14 protein-coding genes, 1 tRNA gene and 1 rRNA gene are annotated in these 22048 nt (G+C 69.6%); 4 read left to right on the forward strand and 12 right to left on the reverse strand.

Annotated features, from left to right (window positions below; genetic code table 11):
• Nucleotides 1-154: 154 nt before the first annotated feature.
• Both AB0N81_RS28030 and AB0N81_RS28035 read left to right on the forward strand, forming a co-directional pair.
• On the forward strand, nucleotides 155-955 hold the full coding sequence (locus tag AB0N81_RS28030) for a DNA-formamidopyrimidine glycosylase family protein (protein WP_365363008.1): 801 nt from the start codon (nucleotides 155-157) through the stop codon (nucleotides 953-955).
• A gap of 123 nt (nucleotides 956-1078) precedes the next feature.
• Nucleotides 1079-1894, forward strand: a complete 816-nt coding sequence (locus AB0N81_RS28035) for an SDR family NAD(P)-dependent oxidoreductase (protein WP_365363010.1) — start codon at nucleotides 1079-1081, stop codon at nucleotides 1892-1894.
• Between the two features lie 529 nt (nucleotides 1895-2423).
• Here AB0N81_RS28035 and AB0N81_RS28040 read toward each other — a convergent pair.
• From AB0N81_RS28040 to AB0N81_RS28080, 9 genes are all read right to left on the reverse strand, one after another.
• Nucleotides 2424-2894 (reverse strand): DNA starvation/stationary phase protection protein, encoded by a 471-nt coding sequence (locus tag AB0N81_RS28040; RefSeq protein WP_365363012.1) that lies wholly within the window; start codon nucleotides 2892-2894, stop codon nucleotides 2424-2426.
• A 182-nt stretch (nucleotides 2895-3076) separates the two neighbouring features.
• Complete coding sequence (locus AB0N81_RS28045; protein WP_055564110.1) at nucleotides 3077-3451, reverse strand: helix-turn-helix transcriptional regulator; 375 nt, start codon at nucleotides 3449-3451, stop codon at nucleotides 3077-3079.
• Nucleotides 3452-3560: 109 nt separating this feature from the next.
• The gene (locus AB0N81_RS28050; RefSeq protein WP_365363050.1) at nucleotides 3561-4139 is read right to left on the reverse strand and encodes a CinA family protein; all 579 of its coding nucleotides are present in this window, start codon (nucleotides 4137-4139) and stop codon (nucleotides 3561-3563) included.
• 41 nt (nucleotides 4140-4180) lie between these two features.
• Complete coding sequence (pgsA, locus tag AB0N81_RS28055; protein ID WP_365363014.1) at nucleotides 4181-4879, reverse strand: CDP-diacylglycerol--glycerol-3-phosphate 3-phosphatidyltransferase; 699 nt, start codon at nucleotides 4877-4879, stop codon at nucleotides 4181-4183.
• Entirely contained in the window at nucleotides 4876-6348 is a 1473-nt protein-coding gene (gene rimO, locus AB0N81_RS28060; protein WP_365363016.1) for a 30S ribosomal protein S12 methylthiotransferase RimO, read from the reverse strand. The genes pgsA and rimO overlap by 4 nt, the downstream gene beginning before the upstream one ends.
• 148 nt (nucleotides 6349-6496) lie before the next feature.
• Nucleotides 6497-7417, reverse strand: coding sequence for a helix-turn-helix domain-containing protein (locus AB0N81_RS28065; RefSeq protein WP_365363018.1), 921 nt, complete (start codon nucleotides 7415-7417; stop codon nucleotides 6497-6499).
• A gap of 206 nt (nucleotides 7418-7623) precedes the next feature.
• On the reverse strand, nucleotides 7624-10476 hold the full coding sequence (locus AB0N81_RS28070; RefSeq protein WP_365363019.1) for a DNA translocase FtsK: 2853 nt from the start codon (nucleotides 10474-10476) through the stop codon (nucleotides 7624-7626).
• A 110-nt stretch (nucleotides 10477-10586) separates the two neighbouring features.
• Complete coding sequence (locus AB0N81_RS28075; RefSeq protein WP_069886868.1) at nucleotides 10587-11270, reverse strand: response regulator; 684 nt, start codon at nucleotides 11268-11270, stop codon at nucleotides 10587-10589.
• 244 nt (nucleotides 11271-11514) lie between these two features.
• The gene (locus AB0N81_RS28080) at nucleotides 11515-17019 is read right to left on the reverse strand and encodes a HAMP domain-containing protein (protein WP_365363021.1); all 5505 of its coding nucleotides are present in this window, start codon (nucleotides 17017-17019) and stop codon (nucleotides 11515-11517) included.
• 348 nt (nucleotides 17020-17367) lie between these two features.
• On the opposite strand from AB0N81_RS28080, the gene AB0N81_RS28085 reads away from it, so the two are divergent.
• Nucleotides 17368-19989 carry a SpoIIE family protein phosphatase gene (locus tag AB0N81_RS28085; protein WP_365363052.1) on the forward strand — a complete coding sequence of 874 codons (2622 nt, stop codon included), beginning with the start codon at nucleotides 17368-17370 and terminating at the stop codon, nucleotides 19987-19989.
• Between the two features lie 77 nt (nucleotides 19990-20066).
• Here AB0N81_RS28085 and AB0N81_RS28090 read toward each other — a convergent pair.
• A tRNA-Thr gene (locus AB0N81_RS28090) sits at nucleotides 20067-20139 on the reverse strand.
• Nucleotides 20140-20256: 117 nt separating this feature from the next.
• Between AB0N81_RS28090 and AB0N81_RS28095 the strand changes: the two genes are divergently transcribed.
• The gene (locus tag AB0N81_RS28095) at nucleotides 20257-21171 is read left to right on the forward strand and encodes a PHB depolymerase family esterase (protein WP_365363023.1); all 915 of its coding nucleotides are present in this window, start codon (nucleotides 20257-20259) and stop codon (nucleotides 21169-21171) included.
• Between the two features lie 4 nt (nucleotides 21172-21175).
• Here the strand turns inward: AB0N81_RS28095 and AB0N81_RS28100 are convergent, their stop codons facing one another.
• Both AB0N81_RS28100 and rrf read right to left on the reverse strand, forming a co-directional pair.
• A complete protein-coding gene (locus tag AB0N81_RS28100; RefSeq protein ID WP_365363055.1) occupies nucleotides 21176-21838 on the reverse strand; it encodes a DegT/DnrJ/EryC1/StrS family aminotransferase in 663 nt (220 codons plus the stop codon).
• 116 nt (nucleotides 21839-21954) lie between these two features.
• Nucleotides 21955-22048, reverse strand: a 5S ribosomal RNA gene (rrf, locus tag AB0N81_RS28105); the annotation flags it as partial.

Here is a 22048-nt window from a genome sequence, read left to right on the forward strand (position 1 = left end):
CACACATCCACCGTCAACACTCACACGCCCAGCCGCCCAGCCCACTCGCCGCACCCCCGAACCTCACCCACCTCCGAACCCCACCCACCCCCCGCACTCACACCCCCAGCCACCACCAGAAGCCCTCCCGCCCCCGTCATGCCACCCTGGAGCCATGCCCGAAGGCGACACCGTCCACCAGGCAGCCCAGCGCCTGCACACCGCACTCGCCGGGCACACCCTCACGCGCTCCGACCTCCGCGTGCCCAAGCTGGCGACGGTCGACCTCACCGGCCGCACCGTCCTGGACGTCACCCCGCGCGGAAAGCACCTCCTCACGCGCGTCGAGGGCGGCCTCACCCTGCACTCGCACCTCCGGATGGACGGCTCCTGGCGGATCTACGCTCCGGGTGAGCGCTGGCGCGGCGGCCCCGGACATCAGATCCGGGCGATCCTCGGCACCGCCGAGAACACCGCCGTCGGGTACCGCCTGCCCGTCCTCGAACTGCTCCGCACCACCGACGAGGACAAGGCCGTCGGCCACCTCGGCCCCGACCTCCTCGGCCCCGACTGGGACCCGGAGCTCGCCCTGAGCAACCTGCGGGCGGCACCCGAGCGCCCTCTCGGCGAGGCCCTCCTGGACCAGCGCAATCTCGCGGGCATCGGCAACGTCTTCAAGAGCGAGCTCTGCTTCGTTCTGGGCGTCACCCCTTGGCTCCCCGTCGGCGAGCTCACGGAGGAGACGGCCGCCCGCCTCCCCGTCTTCGCGAAGAAGCAGCTGGAGGCCAACCGTCATCGGCCGTCCCGCATGACCACCGGCCGCGACCGCCCTGGCCAGCGCCTCTACGCGTACGGCCGCGCACCCCGCCCCTGCCTGCGCTGCGGCACGCCGATTCGCACCGCCGAGCAGGGCGACGGCTCCCGCAGCCGCCCCACGTACTGGTGCCCCACCTGCCAGCGAGGCCCCACTCCCTGATCCCGACGTCCGCCGGTCGACGTCCGCCGGTCGACGCCCGCCCGATCAAGAGCCACCAGTGAGCACGCACCAGTCGACGCAAACTAGTTGACGCTCCGTCAGCTCCGGTCGTACCGTCCCGTCATGCCCGTCAAGGCGTACGACCTCACCGGACGCACCGCGTTCGTCACCGGCGCCGCCGGCGGTATCGGCCGCGCGACGGCCCTGCTCCTCGCGGAGGCGGGCGCCACCGTCCACTGCGCCGACCGGGACGAGCAAGGGCTCCACGAGACCGCCACCCTCATCAAGACGGCCGGCGGCGCCGCGCACACCCACCCCTTGGACGTGTCCGACAGGGCGCAGGTCGACCGGGCGGTCACGGCAGCGGCAACAGCGGCCACGTCGAAAGCGGCGGCGACATCGACAGGCACCGGCGGCCCACGCCTCGACATCATGGCCGCCATCGCAGGCGTCATGCACAGCAGCCCGGTCCTGGAGACCCGCGACGAGGACCTCGACCGCGTCCTGAACATCAACTTCAAGGGCGTCCTGTACGCCTGCCAGGCCGCGGCCCGCACCATGATCGACGCCGGCTCGGGCGGCAGCATCGTCACCATGGCCTCGGGCGCCGTCGACACCGGCGGCCCCGGCCTCCTCTGCTACGGCGTCTCGAAAGCGGCCGTCGTCCAGCTCACCAAGACCCTAGCCACGGAGGTCGGGCCGCACGGAATCCGCGTGAACGCCGTCGCCCCGGGCTGGATCCGCACCCCCATGACGACCCGGCACAACGCGGAGACCCAGGCCCACACCGAAAGAATCATGGTGCGCATGTCGCCCCTCGGCCGCGTCGGCGAACCGGACGACATCGCGCACGCCGTGCTGCACCTGGCCTCGGACGCCGCGTCCTTCACGACGGGCCAGATCCTCCGCCCCAACGGCGGCGTCGCCATGCCCTGGTAGTCCTGACAGCCCGCTCGCGGCCCCGCTCCGCCATCGCGGCCGCCCGCCCCCGCCACACATGCGCCACACGCCCCCCGGGCCACCGAGCCGCTCTGTCCGGCCGCCCGGCATCCCCTTCGGCGTCGGCCCTCTTGGCCGCGCCCCCACTCACCGCCCGCGCCTTCGGCACACAGTGCACGGGCAGCACACTCAGCCCCCAGCCGCCTGCCGCGACCGCCCCTTCGAGAACCCCCGCGTCAGGCACGAAGGCGAGCCTCAGCACGCCCCACCACCACAGCGCGCCGAGCACCAGGGCAGGCACCCATCGCACGGCCCGCCATGTCACGGCTGTCCCGCTCACGGCTGCCACAGATGTCACCTCCCGCCCAACGCGAGGTCGACGCTAAACGCCGGGGTTCACCCCATGGGAGGGCGTGTCGGCCGCACCGGAGGCGCCGAAAGCGCCACGGCGCACAAACCGGCGGCACCGCCCATGGGGAGCGCCCTCACACGGCGCCCCGGCCGTCTCCGGCCGGGGCGCCCGGGCGTGTCAGCTGTTCTCCGCCTGGAACATCCAGTGGTGCTTCTCCAGCTCGGCCGAGATCTGGATGAAGATGTCCTGGCTGACCGGGTCGGCCTCACCGGTCGCGTCGACGCGCTCACGCATCCGTGTGATGACCGCGCCCAGCGCGTCCACGAGCGTCCCGACCGCGTCCACGTCCTTGACCCAGCCCTCCGGGATCTTCCCGATCCCGCTGCTCTGCGACACGGTCGCCGCGCGCCCGTCGGGCGAGACACCGAGCGTGGAGGCACGCTCCGCCACGGTGTCGGAGTGCTGCCTGGCCGTGTCGACGACCTCGTCGAGCTGCAGGTGCACGGAGCGGAAGCGCGGGCCGACCACATTCCAGTGGATCTGCTTGGCCACCAGCGACAGGTCGACCAGGTCCACGAGCGCGCCCTGCAGGGCCTCCGAGACCGTCTTCAGATCCGCATCGGACAGCGGGCTCTTCACGACGTACATCTGTCTCCTCCAACTCACGAGCGAATGAGGTAAATCCCCACCAACCATTGCATAAAAGAACCAAATAGGTCGATTCGTGCATGCTCGGACACTCGGGGACCACCTCGGACAACGCAGAAGCCCCTACCGGGTACCCGGCAGGGGCTTCCACACACTTCGTGGCTGCTCAGGGCAGCGCCACGTCACGCGGCGACGACGTCGACCGCCTCCGCGGGTGCCTTGATCGTGACCCGTTCCGGTGGCACTCCGGCCACGGAGACGGAATTGAGCATCGAGCGAACCGGTGCGCGCACCGGCTCGGGGACTGCTGCAGACTCAGCCAGCTCGGCGAGCGACAGTTCGTCGCTCACTTCACGCATGAGCTCGGACATCCGTACGTCAAGCGCGTCGCAGATCGCGGAAAGCAGCTCGGAGGAAGCCTCCTTCTGCCCCCGCTCCACCTCGGAGAGATAGCCGAGCGAGACTCGGGCGGACGAGGAGACTTCGCGCAGAGTACGGCCCTGGCGCTGGCGCTGCCGACGCAGCACGTCACCCAACAGGCGACGGAGCAGAATCATCGGTGGCTCCCTCCTCGGACCGCGTAGCCGCATCCTTCACGCCCCACCGTACCGCCTCGCGCGGCGGCCGTGCGGGGAGCGATGTCGTGTTCACTCAGGGCTGCAAACATCAATTCCCCCCGTTCTGTTCCGTATCCTGTGCCCGCCCATTCTCGGCACGTTCTCCGGATAGCTGCTCGAGAAGCAACGTGAGCACGCTGCGTACGCTCTCCATACGGATTTCCGAACGGCACCCGTTCAACCGCAGGGCGGCCACTTTCCCATGGGCTCCGCCATCGGCGTAACCGCTCACGCTTTCGAGTTCCGACTCCGTGGCCTCGGTATTCGGCCCCAAAACCTCGATATCCGGCCCCGCGACCGCCACGTACACGGTCCCGACCGGCTGTCCGTCCTGCGGGTCCGGCCCGGCGACGCCCGTGGTCGCGAGACCCCAGTCCGCACCGAGCACCTTGCGCACACCATCCGCCATCTGCCGCGCGACCTCGGGATCCACGGCCCCGCGCTCGTCCAGCAGAGTGCCGTCGACGCCGAGCACGTCCCGCTTGAGCTCGGTGGCGTACGCGGTCACGGACCCGCGGAAGACCTTCGAGGCCCCGGCGACCGAGGTGATCTCGGCGGCCACCAGGCCACCGGTCAGCGACTCGGCGACCGCGAGTGTCTCGCCGCGGGCAGCGAGAATTCGCAGCAGCCTGTTCGCCGGCTCCGCGGCGGCCGAGAGCCCGGGGGACGTCACTTCGCGGCCTCCCGGGCGGTCTCCGCAGCCGCCGCACGCGCCTCGGCCATGCCCTGCCTGCGCAGCACGACGGCCTGCTTCACATAGTCGAGCCCCGTCACCACGGTCAGCACCACGGCGACCGCCATCACCCAGAACCTCAGGGTCGCGAGCGGCCCGGTCAGGGCGAGAACGTACATCCCGACGGCGGTGCCCTGCGCCAGCGTCTTCATCTTGCCGCCGCGGCTGGCCGGAATGACGCCGTAACGGATCACCCAGAACCGCAGCAGCGTGATTCCGAGCTCGCGCCCCAGAATCACTCCCGTCACCCACCACGGCAGGTCACCGAGCCAGGACAGGCAGATCAGCGCGGCTCCCATGATCGCCTTGTCGGCGATCGGATCGGCGATCTTCCCGAAGTCCGTGACGAGGTTGTACGTGCGCGCCAGATGTCCGTCGAAAAGGTCGGTGATCATGGCTACGGCGAAGGCGGCCCAGGCGAAAGAGCGCCAGGCCGGGTCGTACCCGCCGTTGCCGAGAAGCAGCATCACGAAGCCGGGCACGAGCAACAGCCGCAGCATCGTCAGCAGGTTCGCGACGTTCCACAGGCTGGCCTGATTGACCGCCGCGGCGCCCAGCTTCCCGCCGCGCACCGGCGTGGCGCCCGAAGCGCCCTGCGCGCCGGAGCCGCCCGCGGACGCCGGGACTCCTGTCATCTGCCGGCCTCCTCGAGACACTCAGCCACCAAGTCCACGCCCTCCGTGCCGACGACCTTTGCCACGACCATACGGCCGACCTGGAGGCCCTCCCCACCGATGGTGCCCGTCAGGCGGATCTGGCCGTCCGTCTCGGGGGCCTGGTGCGCGGCTCTGCCGAGCGGTCCGTCCTCCTCGTCGAGTGATTCGACGAGGACCTCGACGGTCTCGCCGAGCCGCTCGTCGGCGCGCTGCGAGGTCAGCTCCTCGGCGAGCCGCGCGATGTGCGCGAGCCGCTCGTCGACGACGTCCTGGTCGAGCTTCCGGTCGTACGTGGCGGCTTCCGTGCCCTCCTCGTCGGAGTACCCGAAGACGCCGATGGCGTCCAGGCGCGCTCCCGTGAGGAACCGCTCCAGCTCCGCGAGGTCGGACTCGCTCTCGCCGGGGAAGCCCACGATGAAGTTGGACCGCACACCGGCCTGCGGCGCCTTGGACCTGATGGTGTCCAGGAGCTCCAGGAAGCGGTCGGTGTCTCCGAAGCGGCGCATGGCGCGCAGCACGCCGGGCGCGGAGTGCTGGAAGGACAGGTCGAAGTAGGGGGCGACCTTCTCCGTCGAGGTGAGGACGTCGATGAGTCCGGGCCGCATCTCGGCGGGCTGCAGATAGCTGACGCGGATCCGCTCGATCCCGTCCACTGCGGCCAGCTCCGGAAGGAGCGTCTCCAGGAGCCGGATGTCGCCGAGGTCCTTGCCGTACGAGGTGTTGTTCTCGGAGACGAGCATGACCTCCTTGACGCCCTGCTCGGCGAGCCAGCGGGTCTCGCCGAGAACGTCGGAGGGGCGGCGCGAGATGAAGGAGCCGCGGAAGGACGGGATGGCGCAGAACGAGCAGCGGCGGTCGCAGCCGGAGGCCAGCTTCACGGAGGCGACGGGGTTGGTGCCGAGGCGGCGGCGCAGCGGGGCGCGCGGACCCGACGCGGGCGCGACGCCCTCGGGCAGATCCTGCGGAGCCGCTACGGGGGCGTGCCCGGGCAGGGCGACCCCGGCTCCGGCGTCCTGGCGCTCGGCGGGGCTGATCGGCAGCAGCTTGCGCCGGTCGCGCGGGGTGTGCGCCTCGACGCTGCCACCGCTGAGGATGGTCTGGAGGCGGCTGGAGATGTCGGAGTAGTCGTCGAACCCGAGCACGCCGTCGGCCTCGGGCAGCGCGTCGGCGAGTTCCTTGCCGTACCGCTCGGCCATGCAGCCGACCGCGACGACGGCCTGGGTCCTGCCGTGGCCCTTCAGGTCATTGGCTTCGAGGAGGGCGTCGACGGAGTCCTTCTTGGCGGCTTCGACGAAGCCACAGGTGTTGACGACGGCGACATCCGCTTCCTCGGCGTCCTCGACGAGCTGCCAGCCGTCCGCCTCCAAGCGGCCTGCGAGCTCCTCCGAGTCCACCTCGTTACGGGCGCAGCCAAGAGTGACAAGGGCGACGGTGCGGCGTTCAGGCATGGTCTCAAGACTACTTCGTCCACGCCTCGGCCCCGGCCGCCAGGGTTACCGGGCGGTCGGCTCCCGGCCGTCGGCCCGTCACCCGGGCGTCACCGCGTCCCGAGCAGCGCTGCTGGTCAGCGCCTGGTCAGCGCCCCAGGAGGGCCGGTCAGCCGGCTTCCGGGTCGCCCTTTGTGTAGGTGAGGCGCTCCACTGTGCCGGGCTCGAATTCGTTCGCCACCGGCTTTCCGTTCACGTACAGGTTGATCGCTCCCGCGTCGCCGAGGACGAGGTCGATCTTCTGCTTGTCCTGGAAGGTCTTGGCCTCGCCCTGCTCCAGGACGCCGTCGAAGAGCGTGCGCCCGTTGTGGTCCTTGGCCGAGATCCAGCTGCGTCCGTCCGCGGCGTCGACCTTCACGGTGACCTTGTCGCGCGGGACACCGGCGATGGCGCTGTCCGACGGGTCGGGCTTGGGGTCGGCGGGCTTGTCGGGCTTCGGCTTCTCCGCGGGCTTGCTGCTCGCGGGGGTGGCGCCCTCGGCCACCGACTTCGAGCCGTCGTCGCTGTCGTCGCCGCCGCTGAACGCGGTGAAGCCGACGAAGCCGATCACCGCGACGATCGCGGCGACCATGGCGGCGGTCCAGTTCGGCCTGCGCGGCTCGGAGCGGATGCGCTCGGCCTCGAAGAGGGGCGCCGCCGGCGTGGGCGCGGGCGGGCGGCCGCCGTGCGCCTCGTCGTACTGCGCGATCAGCGGGGCCGGGTCGAGTCCGACGGCGCGCGCCAGCGTCCTGATGTGGCCGCGGGCGTACACGTCGCCGCCGCACCGGGAGAAGTCGTCCTGCTCGATCGCGTGGACGATGGGGATGCGCACGCGCGTGGAGGAGCTGACTTCGTCGACGGTCCGGCCGGAGTCGACACGGGCCTGCTGCAGGACACGGCCGATCGAGGGACGCTCTTCGGCCCGGCGCTCACCGTCCGGGCTCTGCTCTGCCGAGGTCTCGTCTGCCGGGCTTTCGTCCGCGACGCGGTCGGGGCGGGCGAGGCGGTCGTCCGAAGGTCGGTCGTCTTCAGGGGAGTTACCGATGGACACGGGGGCGCCTTTCGAGCGTGTAGCCACCTGCCGGAGGTTCAGTTTAGGGGGGCCTGGAAAGGGTGGGGCAACCGGACGGACAGACTTTGTACGCCATCAGAATGGCCGGACATCCTGATGTAGGTACATCGTGCTCTTCTCTCCCTCAACTTGACGTGCGCCGAAGGGAAACGGTTGCCTGCCGATCCCTTATGGGTGAGCCTTGCTCACCCCTCTGGGTGAGCCTCCCCCCGGATCACGGCGAGCACTCCGTCCAGCTCATCAGGTTTCACAAGAACGTCACGTGCCTTCGAGCCCTCGCTGGGCCCGACGATCGAGCGCGACTCCATCAGGTCCATCAGCCGGCCGGCCTTGGCGAAGCCGACGCGCAGCTTGCGCTGCAGCATGGACGTCGACCCGAACTGGGTGGAGACCACCAGCTCGGCGGCCTGGCACAGCAGATCCAGGTCGTCGCCGATGTCCTCGTCGATCTCCTTCTTCTGCTTGGTGCCGACGGTGACGTCGTCCCGGAAGACCGGCGCCATCTGGTCCTTGCAGTGCCGGACGACCGCGTGGATCTCGTCCTCGGTGACGAAGGCGCCCTGCATACGGGTGGGCTTGTTCGCCCCCATCGGCAGGAACAGGCCGTCGCCCTTGCCGATGAGCTTCTCCGCGCCGGGCTGGTCGAGGATGACGCGGCTGTCGGCGAGCGAGGAGGTCGCGAAGGCGAGCCGCGAGGGCACGTTCGCCTTGATCAGGCCGGTCACGACGTCCACGGAGGGCCGCTGCGTGGCGAGCACCAGGTGGATGCCTGCCGCGCGCGCGAGCTGCGTGATGCGCACGATCGAGTCTTCGACGTCGCGCGGCGCGACCATCATCAGGTCGGCGAGCTCGTCGACGATCACCAGCAGATACGGATAGGTCTTGAGCTCACGCTCACTGCCCTCGGGCGTCTTGAGCTTGCCCTCGCGCACCGCCTGGTTGAAGTCGTCGATGTGCCGGTAGCCGAACGCCGCGAGGTCGTCGTAGCGCAGATCCATCTCGCGCACGACCCACTGGAGCGCCTCGGCGGCCCGCTTGGGGTTGGTGATGATCGGCGTGATCAGGTGCGGGATGCCCTCGTACGCGGTGAGCTCCACGCGCTTGGGGTCGACGAGGACCATCCGTACGTCCTCGGGCGTCGCTCTTATCATGATCGACGTGATCAGGCAGTTGATGCAGGACGACTTGCCTGACCCGGTGGCACCGGCCACCAGGATGTGCGGCATCTTCGCCATGTTGGCCATCACGTAGCCGCCCTCGACGTCCTTGCCGAGCGCGACGAGCATCGGATGGTCGTCCTCGGCCGCGTCCGCGAGGCGCAGCACGTCACCGACGTTGACCATCTCGCGGTCGGTGTTCGGGATCTCGATGCCGACCGCGGACTTGCCGGGGATGGGCGAGATGATCCGGACGTCCGGGGACGCGACCGCGTACGCGATGTTCTTGGCCAGCGCCGTGATCTTCTCGACCTTCACGGCGGGGCCGAGCTCGATCTCGTAGCGCGTGACGGTCGGGCCGCGTGTGAAGCCGGTGACGCGGGCGTCGACCTTGAACTCGGTGAAGACGTTCGTCAGCGAGTCCACGACCGCGTCGTTGGCGGCGCTGCGCGTCTTGCCGGGGCCGCCGCGCTCCAGGAGATCGAGCGAGGGCAGCGCGTAGGTGATGTCTCCGGAGAGCTGCAGTTGCTCGGCGCGCGGCGGCAACTCGCGCTCGGGCGCGGGCGCGGACTTGGTGAGGTCCGGTACGGGGCCGGAAGCACTCTCGGTGCTGTCCGCCCTGTCAGCCCGCTCACCGGCCCTCTGCGGCTTCTTCTTGAGCTTGCCGGGCACCGGCACGTCCGTGGCGCGCGCGGTCGGTACAGGCGCCGTGTGCTCCCGCTCCTCGCGCTCTTCCCGCTCCCCCGACACGCCCTGCGTCAGATCGGCGACCAGCGGGGACGGCGGCATGCCGTGCATCACCGCGCCGTCCAGAGCAGCGGCCGCGGCTGCCGCCACGTCCACGGCGTCCATCGGCCGGTCCATGTCCGGCTGTACGGGGGTCCTGCGCGGCCTGCGCCGGGTCGAGAGCGCCTGCTCCTCGGCCTGGTCGGGGCCGTACGCCTCGGGGGCGGGGCCGCGGCGGCGCGAGGAACGCGCGGGCAGCGCCTCACGCCACTGCTCCTCGTAGCGCTCGTCGTCCTCCGCGTACTCGTCGGCCTCGGGCTCCGCCTGGATCACGCCGAGCCTGACGCCCAGCAGCCGCAGCCGCTGCGGGATGGCGTTGACGGGCGTCGCCGTGACGACGAGCAGCCCGAAGACGGTGAGGAGCACCAGGAGCGGCACCGCGAGGATCTCGCCCATGGTGAAGATCAGGGGTGTCGAGGCGCCCCAGCCGATCAGGCCGCCGGCGTCCCTTATCGCCTGCATGCCGTCGCTGCGGGCCGGTGAGCCGCAGGCGACGTGGACCTGGCCGAGCACGCCGATGACCAGGGCGGACAGGCCGATCACGATGCGCCCGTTCGCCTCGGGCTTCTCCGGGTGCCGGATGAGGCGTACGGCGATGGTGCCGAGCAGCAGCGGCACGAGCAGGTCCAGGCGGCCGAACGCCCCGGTCACCAGGACCTCGACGAGGTCGCCGACCGGGCCGCGCAGATTCGACCAGGTGCCCGCGGCGACGATCAGCGCCAGGCCGAGCAGCAGGAGCGCCAGGCCGTCCTTGCGGTGCGCGGGGTCGAGGCCCTTGGCGCCGCGCCCTATGCCGCGGAACATCGCGCCGACTCCGTGCGCCAGGCCCAGCCAGACGGCACGCACCAGCCGGTACACGCCCCCGGTGGGACTTGGTGCCGGTTTGGGTGCGGGCTTCTTCGCCACGACCTTCTTGGCGGGTGCCTTCTTGGCCGGTGCCTTTTTCGCCGCGGCTTTCTTCGCGGGCGGTCTGGCAGGGGCCTTCTTCGCCGGAGCCTTCGTCGGCGCGGCCGCCCTCTTCGCGGGCGTCTTCTTGGCTGCGGGCTGACGTGAGGCCATGGGTGTGAGGTTACCGGTGCTGGCCACTGTGGACACGTGTGCCCACTGCTTCACCCGTTCGTGTCGCTCTTGGAAGGGCCGAGAACTGACGGTGGTTCACCGGATGTGCGCGGCACGAAACCTCGTCAGTGAGGCTCCGTGCCGCGTCAGTTCTGCGAGGGGACCGACGGAGCGCCACTGCCGGTGCCCGGCTCCAGGGCGTCAAGAGCCCGCCGCAGACCGGTCAGTTTGCGTTCGAGATGGGCGGCGGTGGCGACCGCCGCCGCGTCCGCCGACTCGTCGTCGAGCTGTTTGGACAGCGCCTCGGCCTGCTCCTCGACCGCGGCGAGCCGCGCCGACAGCTCGGCGAGCAGACCCGCCGGCTCCTTCGCGTCCCCGGCCGCGGCCTTGCCCCCGCCTTCGAGCTGGAGGCGCAGCAGCGCCGCCTGCTCCCGCAGTTGGCAGTTCTTCATGTACAGCTCGACGAACACCGAGACCTTCGCGCGCAGCACCCACGGATCGAACGGCTTGGAGATGTAGTCCACCGCGCCCGCCGCATAGCCGCGGAAGGTGTGATGCGGCCCGTGGTTGATGGCGGTGAGGAAGATGATCGGGATGTCCCGGGTCCGCTCCCGCCGCTTGATGTGCGCGGCGGTTTCGAAACCGTCCATTCCCGGCATCTGGACGTCCAGCAGAATGACCGCGAAGTCGTCCGTGAGTAGTGCTTTGAGCGCTTCCTCCCCGGACGATGCCCGCACCAGTGTCTGATCGAGCGCAGAGAGGATGGCCTCCAGCGCCAGCAGATTCTCCGGCCGGTCATCGACCAGGAGGATCTTGGCCTTCTGCACCATGGCCCGCCCTCCTCGCCCCGGCGGTACACCGGGCGCCGCCCCAGAGGACGGCTCCCTTGCGCCGCCCGTCCTTGTGCCGGTCATGGTAGCCGCACCCCGCCTGTCGCCACACCCTGTCACCGCGATGTCACTGTGCACGTAGCAGAAACGCGGTGGGAGACCAGAAGGTTCCCCGAATACCGCGGTTCTACACAGCCTCGGCCACACTCTGTCAGCAACTCCGTGTGACGACGCCGTTTCTCGGTCACCGAGCGCGCATCCACTGCTCCATCACCGACAACAGATGATCCGGGTCGACCGGCTTCGTGACGTAATCGGAAGCTCCGGAGTCGATCGCCTTCTCCCGGTCGCCCTTCATCGCCTTCGCGGTGAGCGCGATGATCGGGAGTCCGGCGAACTGCGGCATCCTGCGGATCGCCGTGGTCGTCGCGTACCCGTCCATCTCGGGCATCATGATGTCCATCAGAACGACCGTCACGTCGTCGTGCTGTTCCAGCACCTCGATGCCCTCCCGGCCGTTCTCCGCGTACAGCACCGCCAGACCGTGCTGCTCCAGGACGCTGGTGAGCGCGAAGACGTTACGGATGTCGTCGTCGACGATCAGGACCTTCTCGCCGCCGAACTGGAAACCGACCCTCGACGCGACAGGGGTCTCCTGGCCGGCGTTCGGCCACGGCTCCTGCGTCCGCTGCCCCTCCTGGGCCCCGGCGGCCGACTGGCCCGGCAGGGACGAGGGCTCCTGTGCGGGCGCGGCACGGCGCCGCCTGCGGAAGAGCGCGGCGGGGCTCGTGGGCTCCTCGCGGTGCACCGGGCCGGCCGGCCGCTCGGCGTCCTCCGTGGAGGGGGCCTCTTCCAGGGCGGGCAGTTCGCGCGCCTGCGGCGGCGGGGCGAGCTGCGCGTAACCCTGGGGCGGCAGTTCGCTGGGGTGCAGCGGCAAATAGAGCGTGAAGGTGGAGCCGCGGCCCGGCTCGCTCTGCGCGTGGATCTCGCCGCCGAGCAGCCGCGCGATCTCCCGGCTGATGGAGAGCCCGAGGCCGGTGCCGCCGTACTTCCTGCTGGTCGTGCCGTCGGCCTGCTTGAACGCCTCGAAGATGACCCGCATCTTGCTGGCCGCGATGCCGATGCCGGTGTCCGTCACCGAGAAGGCGATCAGGTCGGCGTCCGCATCCCGCAGCGAGCCCGCCTCCAGGAGCTGTTCGCGGATGGCGTTGGGCACGTCGTTGTTGGCGTGCCGGATCACCAGCTCGACCGCTCCGGAGTCGGTGAACTTCACCGCGTTCGACAGCAGGTTGCGCAGCACCTGGAGCAGGCGCTGTTCGTCCGTGTGCAGCGTCGCGGGCAGCTCCGGAGAGACCCGTACGGAGAAGTCGAGCCCCTTCTCGGCGGTCAACGGCCGGAAAGTGGCCTCTACGTAGTCGACGAGTTGGACGAGTGCGATGCGCGTCGGAGAGACGTCCATCTTGCCCGCCTCGACCTTCGACAGGTCGAGGATGTCGTTGATGAGCTGCAGCAGGTCCGAGCCCGCCCCGTGGATCGTCTCGGCGAACTCGACCTGCTTCGGGGTGAGGTTCGCGTCGGCGTTGTCGGCGAGCAACTTGGCCAGGATCAGCAGGGAGTTGAGCGGCGTGCGCAGCTCGTGCGACATGTTCGCGAGGAACTCGGACTTGTAGCGCATCGAGACCGCGAGCTGCTCGGCCCGTTCTTCGAGGACCTGCCTCGCCTCTTCGATCTCGGTGTTCTTGACCTCGATGTCACGGTTCTGCTGGGCGAGCAGCTCGGCCTTCTCCTCCAGCTCCGCGTTCGAGTCCTGAAGGGCCTTCTGCCGGTTCTCCAACTCGGCCGAACGCTCCCGCAGTTGCTCGGTCAGCTCCTGCGACTGCTTCAGCAGCACCTCGGTCTTCGTGTTGACGCTGATCGTGTTGACGCTCGTCGCGATCATCTCGGCGATCTGGCTGAGGAAGTCCTTCTGGATCTGCGTGAACGGCTGGAAGGCGGCCAGCTCGATCACGCCGAGCACGGTCCCTTCGAAGAGCACCGGCAACACGATGACCTGCGCCGGCGGCGCCTCACCGAGCCCGGACGCGATCCGCAGATACCCGGAGGGCGCGTTCTCCACGAGGATGGTGCGCCGCTCCTTCGCGGCCGTCCCGATGAGGGTCTCGCCGGGCCGGAAGGACGTCGGCATGGACCCCATGGAGTAGCCGTAGCTCCCGAGCATGCGCAGCTCGTACGCGTCCTCCTGGTCGCCCCCGAGATCCTGGCCGTCATCCGTGGGCATCGCCAGGAAGAACGCGCCGTGCTGCGCGGAGACGACCGGCGTCAGCTCGCTCATGATCAGCGAGGCGACGTCCTCCAGGTCCCGGCGGCCCTGCATCAGGCCGGAGATCCGCGCGAGGTTGCCCTTGAGCCAGTCCTGCTCCTTGTTGGCCAGGGTCGTGTCGCGCAGATTCGCGATCATGGTGTTGATGTTGTCCTGAAGGACCTGGATCTCGCCCGCCGCGTCGACCTCGATCTTCAGGTTGAGGTCGCCGCGGGTCACCGCGGTGGCGACCTTCGCGATGGCGCGCACCTGACGGGTCAGGTTTCCGGCCATCTCGTTCACGGACTCGGTGAGGTCCCGCCACGTGCCGTCGACGTCCCGCACCCGCGCCTGGCCGCCCAGCTGCCCCTCGGTGCCCACCTCGCGGGCGACGCGCGTCACCTGCTCGGCGAAGGACGACAGCTGGTCCACCATCGTGTTGATGGTGGTCTTGAGCTCCAGGATCTCGCCCCGGGCGTCGATGTCGATCTTCTTGGTCAGATCACCCTTGGCGATCGCGGTGGTGACCATCGCGATGTTGCGGACCTGACCGGTCAGGTTGGACGCCATCGAGTTCACGGACTCGGTGAGGTCCTTCCACGTACCCGAGACGCCCGGCACGCGCGCCTGACCGCCCAGGATGCCGTCCGTACCCACCTCGCGGGCCACACGCGTGACCTCGTCGGCGAACGAACTCAGCGTCGTCACCATGGTATTGACCGTGTCGGCGAGCTGCGCGACCTCGCCGCGCGCCTCGACCGTGACCTTCTTGGTCAGGTCTCCGTTGGCGACCGCCGCCGAGACCTGGGAGATGTTCCGCACCTGGCTGGTCAGGTTGTTGGCCATCAGGTTGACGTTGTCGCTCAGGTCCTTCCAGATGCCGGTGACACCCGGCACGCGCGCCTGACCGCCCAGCTGGCCCTCCGTACCCACCTCACGGGCCACACGCGTGACCTGCTCGGCGAACGACGACAGCTGGTCGACCATCGTGTTGACGGTCGTGACGAGTTCGAGGATCTCGCCCTTCGCGTCGACGGTGATCTTCTTGGAGAGGTCGCCCATGGCGACGGCCGTCGTGACCTCGGCGATGTTCCGCACCTGGAGGGTGAGGTTGTTCGCCATGCCGTTCACGGACTGCGTGAGGTCCTTCCAGGTGCCCGAGACGCCCTGCACCTCGGCCTGACCGCCGAGGATGCCGTCCGTGCCCACCTCGCGGGAGACCCGCGTGACCTGCTCGGCGAAGGCGGACAGCTGGTCCACCATCGTGTTCAGGGTGTTCTTCAGCTCCAGGATCTCGCCGCGCGCGTCCACGTCGATCTTCTGGGAGAGGTCACCGCGGGCCACCGCCGTCGCGACCTGCGCGATGTTGCGCACCTGCGCGGTGAGGTTGCCGGCCATGCCGTTCACGGAGTCCGTCAGATCGCGCCACACGCCGGCCACGCCGGGCACCTGCGCCTGACCGCCGAGGCGCCCCTCCGTGCCCACCTCGCGGGCCACCCGGGTCACCTGGTCCGCGAAGGCGGACAGCTGGTCGACCATCGTGTTGATGGTGTTCTTCAGCTCAAGGATCTCGCCACGCGCGTCGACCTCGATCTTCTGCGAGAGGTCACCGCGCGCCACGGCCGTCGTCACCTGAGCGATCTGACGTACCTGCGAGGTCAGGTTCCCCGCCATGAAGTTGACGGAGTCGGTGAGGTCCTTCCACGTACCGCTCACGCCGTCCACGCGGGCCTGACCGCCCAGGCGGCCCTCGGTGCCCACGTCGCGCGCCATCCGCGTGACCTGGTCGGCGAACGACGACAGCTGGTCCACCATCGTGTTCACGGTGTTCTTCAGCTGGAGCATCTCTCCGGAGACATCGACCGTGACTTTCTGCGACAGGTCACCGTTGGCGACCGCCGTCGTCACCTGCGCGATGTTCCGCACCTGCCCGGTGAGGTTGCGGAAGGCGGTGTTCACCGAGTCGGTGAGGTCCTTCCACGTGCCGGCCGCGCCCTGCACCTGCGCCTGACCGCCGAGCTCACCCTCGACGCCGATCTCCCGCGCCACACGCGTCACTTCGGAACCGAAGGCCGAGAGCTGGTCGACCATCGTGTTCACGGTGTTCTTCAACTCGAGCATCTCGCCCGCGACATCCACGGTGACCTTCTGCGACAGGTCACCGTTGGCGACCGCCGTCGTCACCGTCGCGATGTCCCGCACCTGCGTGGTGAGGTTGCGGAAGACCGTGTTGACCGAGTCGGTCAGGTCCTTCCAGGTCCCGGCCGCACCGGGCACGTTCGCCTGACCGCCGAGCTGGCCCTCGGCCCCGACCTCGTTCGCCACCCGGGTGATCTCGTCCGCGAACGTACGCAGCGTCTCGGTCATCTGGTTGATCGTCTCGGCGAGCTGGGCGACCTCGCCGCGCGCGCTCACCGTCACCTTCCGGGACAGGTCACCGCTCGCGACCGCCGTGGTCACCTCGGCGATCCCCCGCACCTGGGCGGTGAGGTTGCCGGCCATGAGGTTCACCGAATCGGTGAGGTCCTTCCACACACCCGCCACACCCGGCACCTGCGCCTGGCCGCCCAGCTCGCCCTCCGTGCCGACCTCGCGGGCGACGCGCGTCACCTCGGACGAGAACGACGAGAGCTGATCCACCATCGTGTTGACGGTGTTCTTCAACTCGAGCATCTCGCCCGCGACATGGACGGTGACCTTCCGCGACAGGTCGCCCTTCGCCACCGCCGTCGTCACCAGCGCGATGTCCCGCACCTGAGCCGTCAGGCGGTACGCCATGGTGTTCACGGAGTCCGTGAGGTCCTTCCACGACCCGGACATCCCGCGCACCCTGGCCTGCCCGCCGAGCTTGCCCTCGGTGCCGACCTCGCTGGCCACGCGCGTGACCTCGTCCGTGAACGTGGAGAGCTGGTCGACGAGGTTGTTCACCGTCCGCCCGACCTTCAGGAACTCCCCGCGCAGCGGATGACCGTTTCCGTCGACCCCCGGCGCCCGCAGCTCCATGCGCTGCTCCAGGTCGCCCTCCGCCACCGCGGAAAGGACCCGGCCGACCTCGGAGACGGGACGTACGAGATCGTCGACGAGCGCGTTCGAAGCGTCGATCGCGGCGGCCCACGAGCCCTCGCTCGCTCCACCCTCAAGTCGTTCCGTGAGTTTTCCCTCACGTCCGACCATGCGCCGCACCCGCGAAAGCTCACCCGTGAGGTGCAGATTCCGGTCGGCCACCTCATTGAAAACGGCGGCGATCTCCGACATCACATCGTCACCGGAGACCGTGAGCCGCTTGCGGAAGTTGCCGTCCCGCATCGCCACCAGGGCTGCGAGCAGCCTGTTCAGAGCCGCCGCATCCACTGAAGCCGTCGTCCCGTTGCGCGGTTTGCGCTGTTTGTTCAGGGACTGTCCGTCTTTCGCGCGCGTCTTAGTGCCCCGCGTCGCTGCGCCAGACTCCACTGTGTCCCTCCCGCAAGGGTCGACCGGTACTGCTCGGGTTGTTCTGAGCTGTCTCCATGAAGCTTGCCCAGTGTTTCACCATGGCCGAACCAGGCCATAACAGTTCGGCAGCTTCGCACACCGTCCGCACACCCTCCGGGCGGAAACACTGACGACCGGCATCAGCATGGACGGCGAAGGTAAGTAACCTTGCATCCGGCTGTCCAACCACCCCGGTCCTGCCCGGCCTGGGCGGTGGTACACGAAACAAGCGGGCATCGGAGGGGCGGCCGCACCATGGGTTCGGGAGAACTGGGCGTCGAGACAGTCGCCACTGTCGACGCCGTCGATACTCGTACGAGGAGTGCTGTGATCACCGCGCGTGCGGCTGCCACCTTCGACCCCGTCGGGCGTTCCGTCGCGACGGCCCGCTCCTTCGTGCGCGACACCCTCCAGGGCTGGGGGTTCTCGGACATCGTCGACGACGCTGTCGTCCTCACCAGCGAGCTGGTCACCAACGCCGTGGTGCACGCCGGCACGGCTGCCGACGTCGAGTGCCTGCGCAGCGAGGACGCCGTCCGCATCGAGGTCTCCGACCGCTATCCGGAACGTGAGATCCCGCTCCAGCAGGCCTCCGTCAACATGGGCAGCCCGGACCGCGAGGGCGGCCGCGGCCTCCAGCTCTGCGCCGCGCTCGCCACCCGCTGGGGCGTCGACTACAGCCCCACGCACAAGCAGGTCTGGTTCCAGCTCGACCTCCCCCACCGCCCCGTGGGCACCCGCACCGCGGGCCCCTCGCTCCCGGCCGACCTCCTGCCCATCGCCGACGGCAGGGTCCGTGTCGCCGTCATCCAGATCGACCGCCTGGGCGCCATCTCCGCCTGGAACGAAGACGCCGAGGAACTCTTCGGGTACGTGGCCGAGCAGGTCATCGGCAAGCCGCTCAACGACCTCGCGGCCTGGCCGCACACCCCGGGCACCAGCACCGGCATCGCCGAGGCCCTCCAGCTCTCCCGCTGGGAGGGCAGTTACGGCGTCCGCGGCGCCCACGGCCGCGTCATTCCCGTCTACGCCTCGCACCTGCGCGTCCGCGACGCCGCAGGCGAACCGTCCACGGTCTGCCTTCTCGTACGGGACGACGAGCGCGCCGTGCTCCAGACCCCGCTGCGCGGCGCGGCCCCCGAGCCGGGCACGCGCAGCGAGTCGCACGCCGCGGACCCCTTCGAGGTGTTCATCGGCTCCCCCGCCCCGGACGACCTCGACGGGCTGCTCCAGCGCACCGTCGAGCGCGCCCGCGACATGCTCGACGGCGACGCGGCCTTCCTCCTCCTCGCCACCGATGACGAGACGGAGCTTGAGGTCCGGGCCTCCACGGGCCTGCCGTCGGCCCGCCAGCGCTTCGCCCGCGTCCAGGTCGAGTCGGCCCCCGGCCGCTATGGCTCCGCCCGCATGCCGGCCGTCCACGAGGACCTGACGGTCGTGCCGGGCGCGGTGCCTCTGCTCGAGGGCACGGGCATGCGCTCCGTCGTCACCGTCCCGCTGAAGGTGGAGGGTCGCCTCACGGGCTCCCTGGGCGTCGCCGCCGAGGCCTCCGGCCGGTACTCGAACGAAGAGGCCCTGCGCCTCCAGTTCGCCGCCGACCGCATCGCCCTCGCCGTGGAGTCCGCGCGCCTCGGGGAGCTGGAGAGGCTCCGCCGCGGCTCGCTCTCCTTCCTCGTAGAGGCTTCCGATCTCCTCGCGGGCACCCTCGACCGCGACCAGACACTGGCCCTCATGGCCCAGATGACGGTCCCGACGCTCGCCACCTGGTGCGCCGTCTACACCATCGCCGACCAGTCGGCCGAGCCGTACCTCTCGTACGTCCTGCACGAGGACGAGGAGCGCATCGACGGCCTCAAGGCCCTCCTCTCCAAGATCGCCCCGCCGGACCCGGTGCCCACCCCGGGCGCCCGCGTCTGGGCGGCCCCCTCCGAAGCCGCGCACCAGGCGGCCCTGCGCACCTCCATGCGCAGCCTGGGCCTCGGCGAACCCATGACGCTGGGCTCGGGCATCGGCACGACCCTCTCCACCTCTTCTGCGGTGGGCGGCGAGACCGTGGTCCTGCCGCTGGTCGCCCGCAACCGCGTCATCGGCATGCTCACCCTGGGTAAGCCCGCCGACGAACACTTCCGCCAAGAGATCCTGGAATTGGCCGAAGATCTCTCCCGCCGAGCGGCTCTCGCCCTCGACAACGCCCGCCTCTACTCCGAGCGCATGGCCATCAGCCAGTCCCTCCAGCGCAGCCTGCTGCCGCCGGGGCTCCCGCAGATCCCGGGCGTCGAGGTCGAGGTCATCTACCGCGCGGCCGGCGAGGGCAACGAAGTCGGCGGCGACTTCTACGACCTCTTCCCGATCCGCGACGGCGCGTACGGCTTCGCGATCGGCGACGTCTGCGGCACGGGCCCGGAGGCCGCGGCCGTGACGGGCCTCGCCCGGCACGCGCTGCGCCTGCTCGCCCGCGAGGGCTTCGGCGGCCCCGCGGTCCTGGAGCGCCTCAACGCCGCGATCCTCGACGAGGGAGCCCGCAGCCGCTTCCTGACGCTCCTGTACGGCGAGTTGTGGCCCCAGGAGGACGGCTCGGCGGTCCTCAAGATCGTCTGCGCGGGCCATCCGCTGCCGCTCCGGCTGCGCCAGGACGGCACGGTCGAGCCATACGCGGAACCGCAGCCGCTGCTCGGCGTCATGGACGACCTCGAACTGTACGAGCAGACGATGACGCTCGACCCGGGCGATGTCCTGCTGTGCGTGACCGACGGCGTCACCGAGCGCCGCGAGGGCACCCGCATGCTCGGCGACGACGGCCTGGCGGACGTCCTCACGACCTGCACGGGTTTGACGGCCGGTGCGGTCGCGGCGCGCATCATGCGCGCGGTCGAGCGCTTCGCCACAGACGCCCCCTCCGACGACATGGCGATCCTCGCGATGCGCGTCCCCGGCCTCCAGAAGGACTGAGCAGTTCCGGGGCGCCCCATGGTGCCCCGGACACAACAAAGGCCCCCGCCCAACAGGGCGGAGGCCTTTATCAGTTGAGCCCCCAAGCGGAATCGAACCGCTGACCTTCTCCTTACCATGGAGACGCTCTACCGACTGAGCTATAGGGGCCTGCTGCGCTCCGGGGGTTTTCCCCGCGGCAACGGAATAGATCATACCTGAAATCGAAGGTGCCTCGAACCGCCCGTTCCTCTGGACCGCCCTCCTTGGCGCTGCCACTCTGCGCGCATGCCGACCCGAACCGGTACGCCTTTGCGGCACGCCTTGCCCCTGGCCGTCGCCGCCCTGCTCTCGCCGCTCGCGGCCTGCGGATCCGACGACAATGCCTCGGACCCGCCATCCACCAAGAAGCCGGCGACCATGGAAACCCCGCGCCCCGGCACCCAGAAGGTCACGATCTCCTGGAAGGGCGAGAAGCGCGTCTACACCGTCCACGCCCCGCCCGGATACGCCCGCTCCGAGCAACGCCCGCTCGTCATCGCCATGCACCCCTACCCGGGAGACGGCAAAGCCGCCGCCGCGATCAGCGGTCTCAGCGCCACGGCGGACAAGGAGAACTTCCTCGTCGCCTATCCCGACGGTCTCAACAAGGGTTTCAACGCGATGATCTGCTGCGGCTCCGAAGACGACGTGGGTTTCATTCGTACGATGACGAAGCGACTGACCAGCACGTGGAACGCCGACCCGGACCGCGTCTACGCCACCGGCATCTCCAACGGCGGCGACATGTCGTACAAACTCGCCGTCGAACTCCCCGGCACCTTCGCGGCGATCGCCCCGGTCAGCGGCGGATATCTCGGCACCGACGCGGAAGACACCTCGTACGTGCCGAGGACACCGGTCTCGGTGATCACATTCCTGGGCGGCCTCGACAGGCATTACGCCGCAATGGACGAGGGCATCAGGACCTGGCAGCAACGCCTGTCCTGCAAGCCGGGACAGCCGAGCAGACTGAAGAACAAAATCAGGAGGACGATGGCCAAGTGCCGCGACGGCTCGGACGTGGTCGTGTACCGGCTGCCCGACATGGGCCATTCCTGGCCGGACGGCGCCGGCGGCGGAATGTCCGACCCGGCAGCGGGCATCAACGCGACAGACCTGGTGTGGGAGTTCTTCGAAGCCCACGCCAGGAAATCCTCGTAGCGGCTCAGAAGGCAGGCTGCAGAAGCCCGCCGAGCGCGTTGCACGCGGACACGACGCGCTGCAGGTCGCGCCGCGTCATCGACGCATCGGCCGGCAGCGCCAGCGTCTCGTCCGCGGCCCGCTCGGTCTCGGGCAGATGTACGTCGCGCCAGAACCGCGGCGTGCGGTGCACCGGCGCCTTCACCGGCACCCGGCATTCAACTCCCCTGGCCCGTATGGCGCGCGCGAACGCGTCCCGGTCCGGCCGCCCGTTGCCGGGTACGCGCACGACGTACTCCTCGTAGCTGTGCGCCTCGCTCCCGTCGGGCGTCACGACGCCACTGAGCCGCCCACTGAGGTACGCGGCATGTGCCCGTCGGAGCTCGACACCGTCGTACGAAGCCTCCGGCTCTCCCTGCTCCAGGACGAGAAGCCCGTGCCGCTGCCCCACATCCCGAAGTCTCCGCACGTCGGCCCGGTTACCGAAGCGGTGCACGACGATGACGGCGGCTGTCCGCGGGGTCACCACGGCGGCGACGGCGGCGGGGTCGAGGCAGTACGTGGTCGGCTCTATGTCAGCGAAGACGGGCATCGCTCCCGCGAGGATCACGGCCTCGGCCACCTCGGCGTTCCCGTAGGCCGGCACGACGACCTCGTCGCCGGTACCGACACCCGCGGCGCGCAACATTCCAACTGTCCCCATGCCTTCGGATGCTGGCCTCGCAACGTGAACGGCAAGTAACGCAAAACAAAAAAGAGCTGGTCCCCGAACCGAAGTTCAGGGACCAGCTCTTATCAAGATTAGTTCGGCGGCGTCCTACTCTCCCACAGGGTCCCCCCTGCAGTACCATCGGCGCTATGAGGCTTAGCTTCCGGGTTCGGAATGTAACCGGGCGTT

Source organism: Streptomyces sp. NPDC093510 (assembly GCF_040683555.1).
Taxonomy (GTDB): domain Bacteria; phylum Actinomycetota; class Actinomycetes; order Streptomycetales; family Streptomycetaceae; genus Streptomyces.

What these genes read in the sequence shown, in the direction of transcription:
- AB0N81_RS28030 (WP_365363008.1), top strand. Translation starts at nt 155, where the DNA reads ATGCCCGAAGGCGACACCGTCCACCAGGCAGCCCAGCGCCTGCACACC.
- AB0N81_RS28035 (WP_365363010.1), top strand. Translation starts at nt 1,079, where the DNA reads ATGCCCGTCAAGGCGTACGACCTCACCGGACGCACCGCGTTCGTCACC.
- AB0N81_RS28040 (WP_365363012.1), bottom strand. Translation starts at nt 2,894, where the DNA reads ATGTACGTCGTGAAGAGCCCGCTGTCCGATGCGGATCTGAAGACGGTC.
- AB0N81_RS28045 (WP_055564110.1), bottom strand. Translation starts at nt 3,451, where the DNA reads ATGATTCTGCTCCGTCGCCTGTTGGGTGACGTGCTGCGTCGGCAGCGC.
- pgsA (WP_365363014.1), bottom strand. Translation starts at nt 4,879, where the DNA reads ATGACAGGAGTCCCGGCGTCCGCGGGCGGCTCCGGCGCGCAGGGCGCT.
- rimO (WP_365363016.1), bottom strand. Translation starts at nt 6,348, where the DNA reads ATGCCTGAACGCCGCACCGTCGCCCTTGTCACTCTTGGCTGCGCCCGT.
- AB0N81_RS28075 (WP_069886868.1), bottom strand. Translation starts at nt 11,270, where the DNA reads ATGGTGCAGAAGGCCAAGATCCTCCTGGTCGATGACCGGCCGGAGAAT.
- AB0N81_RS28095 (WP_365363023.1), top strand. Translation starts at nt 20,257, where the DNA reads ATGCCGACCCGAACCGGTACGCCTTTGCGGCACGCCTTGCCCCTGGCC.
- AB0N81_RS28100 (WP_365363055.1), bottom strand. Translation starts at nt 21,838, where the DNA reads ATGTTGCGCGCCGCGGGTGTCGGTACCGGCGACGAGGTCGTCGTGCCG.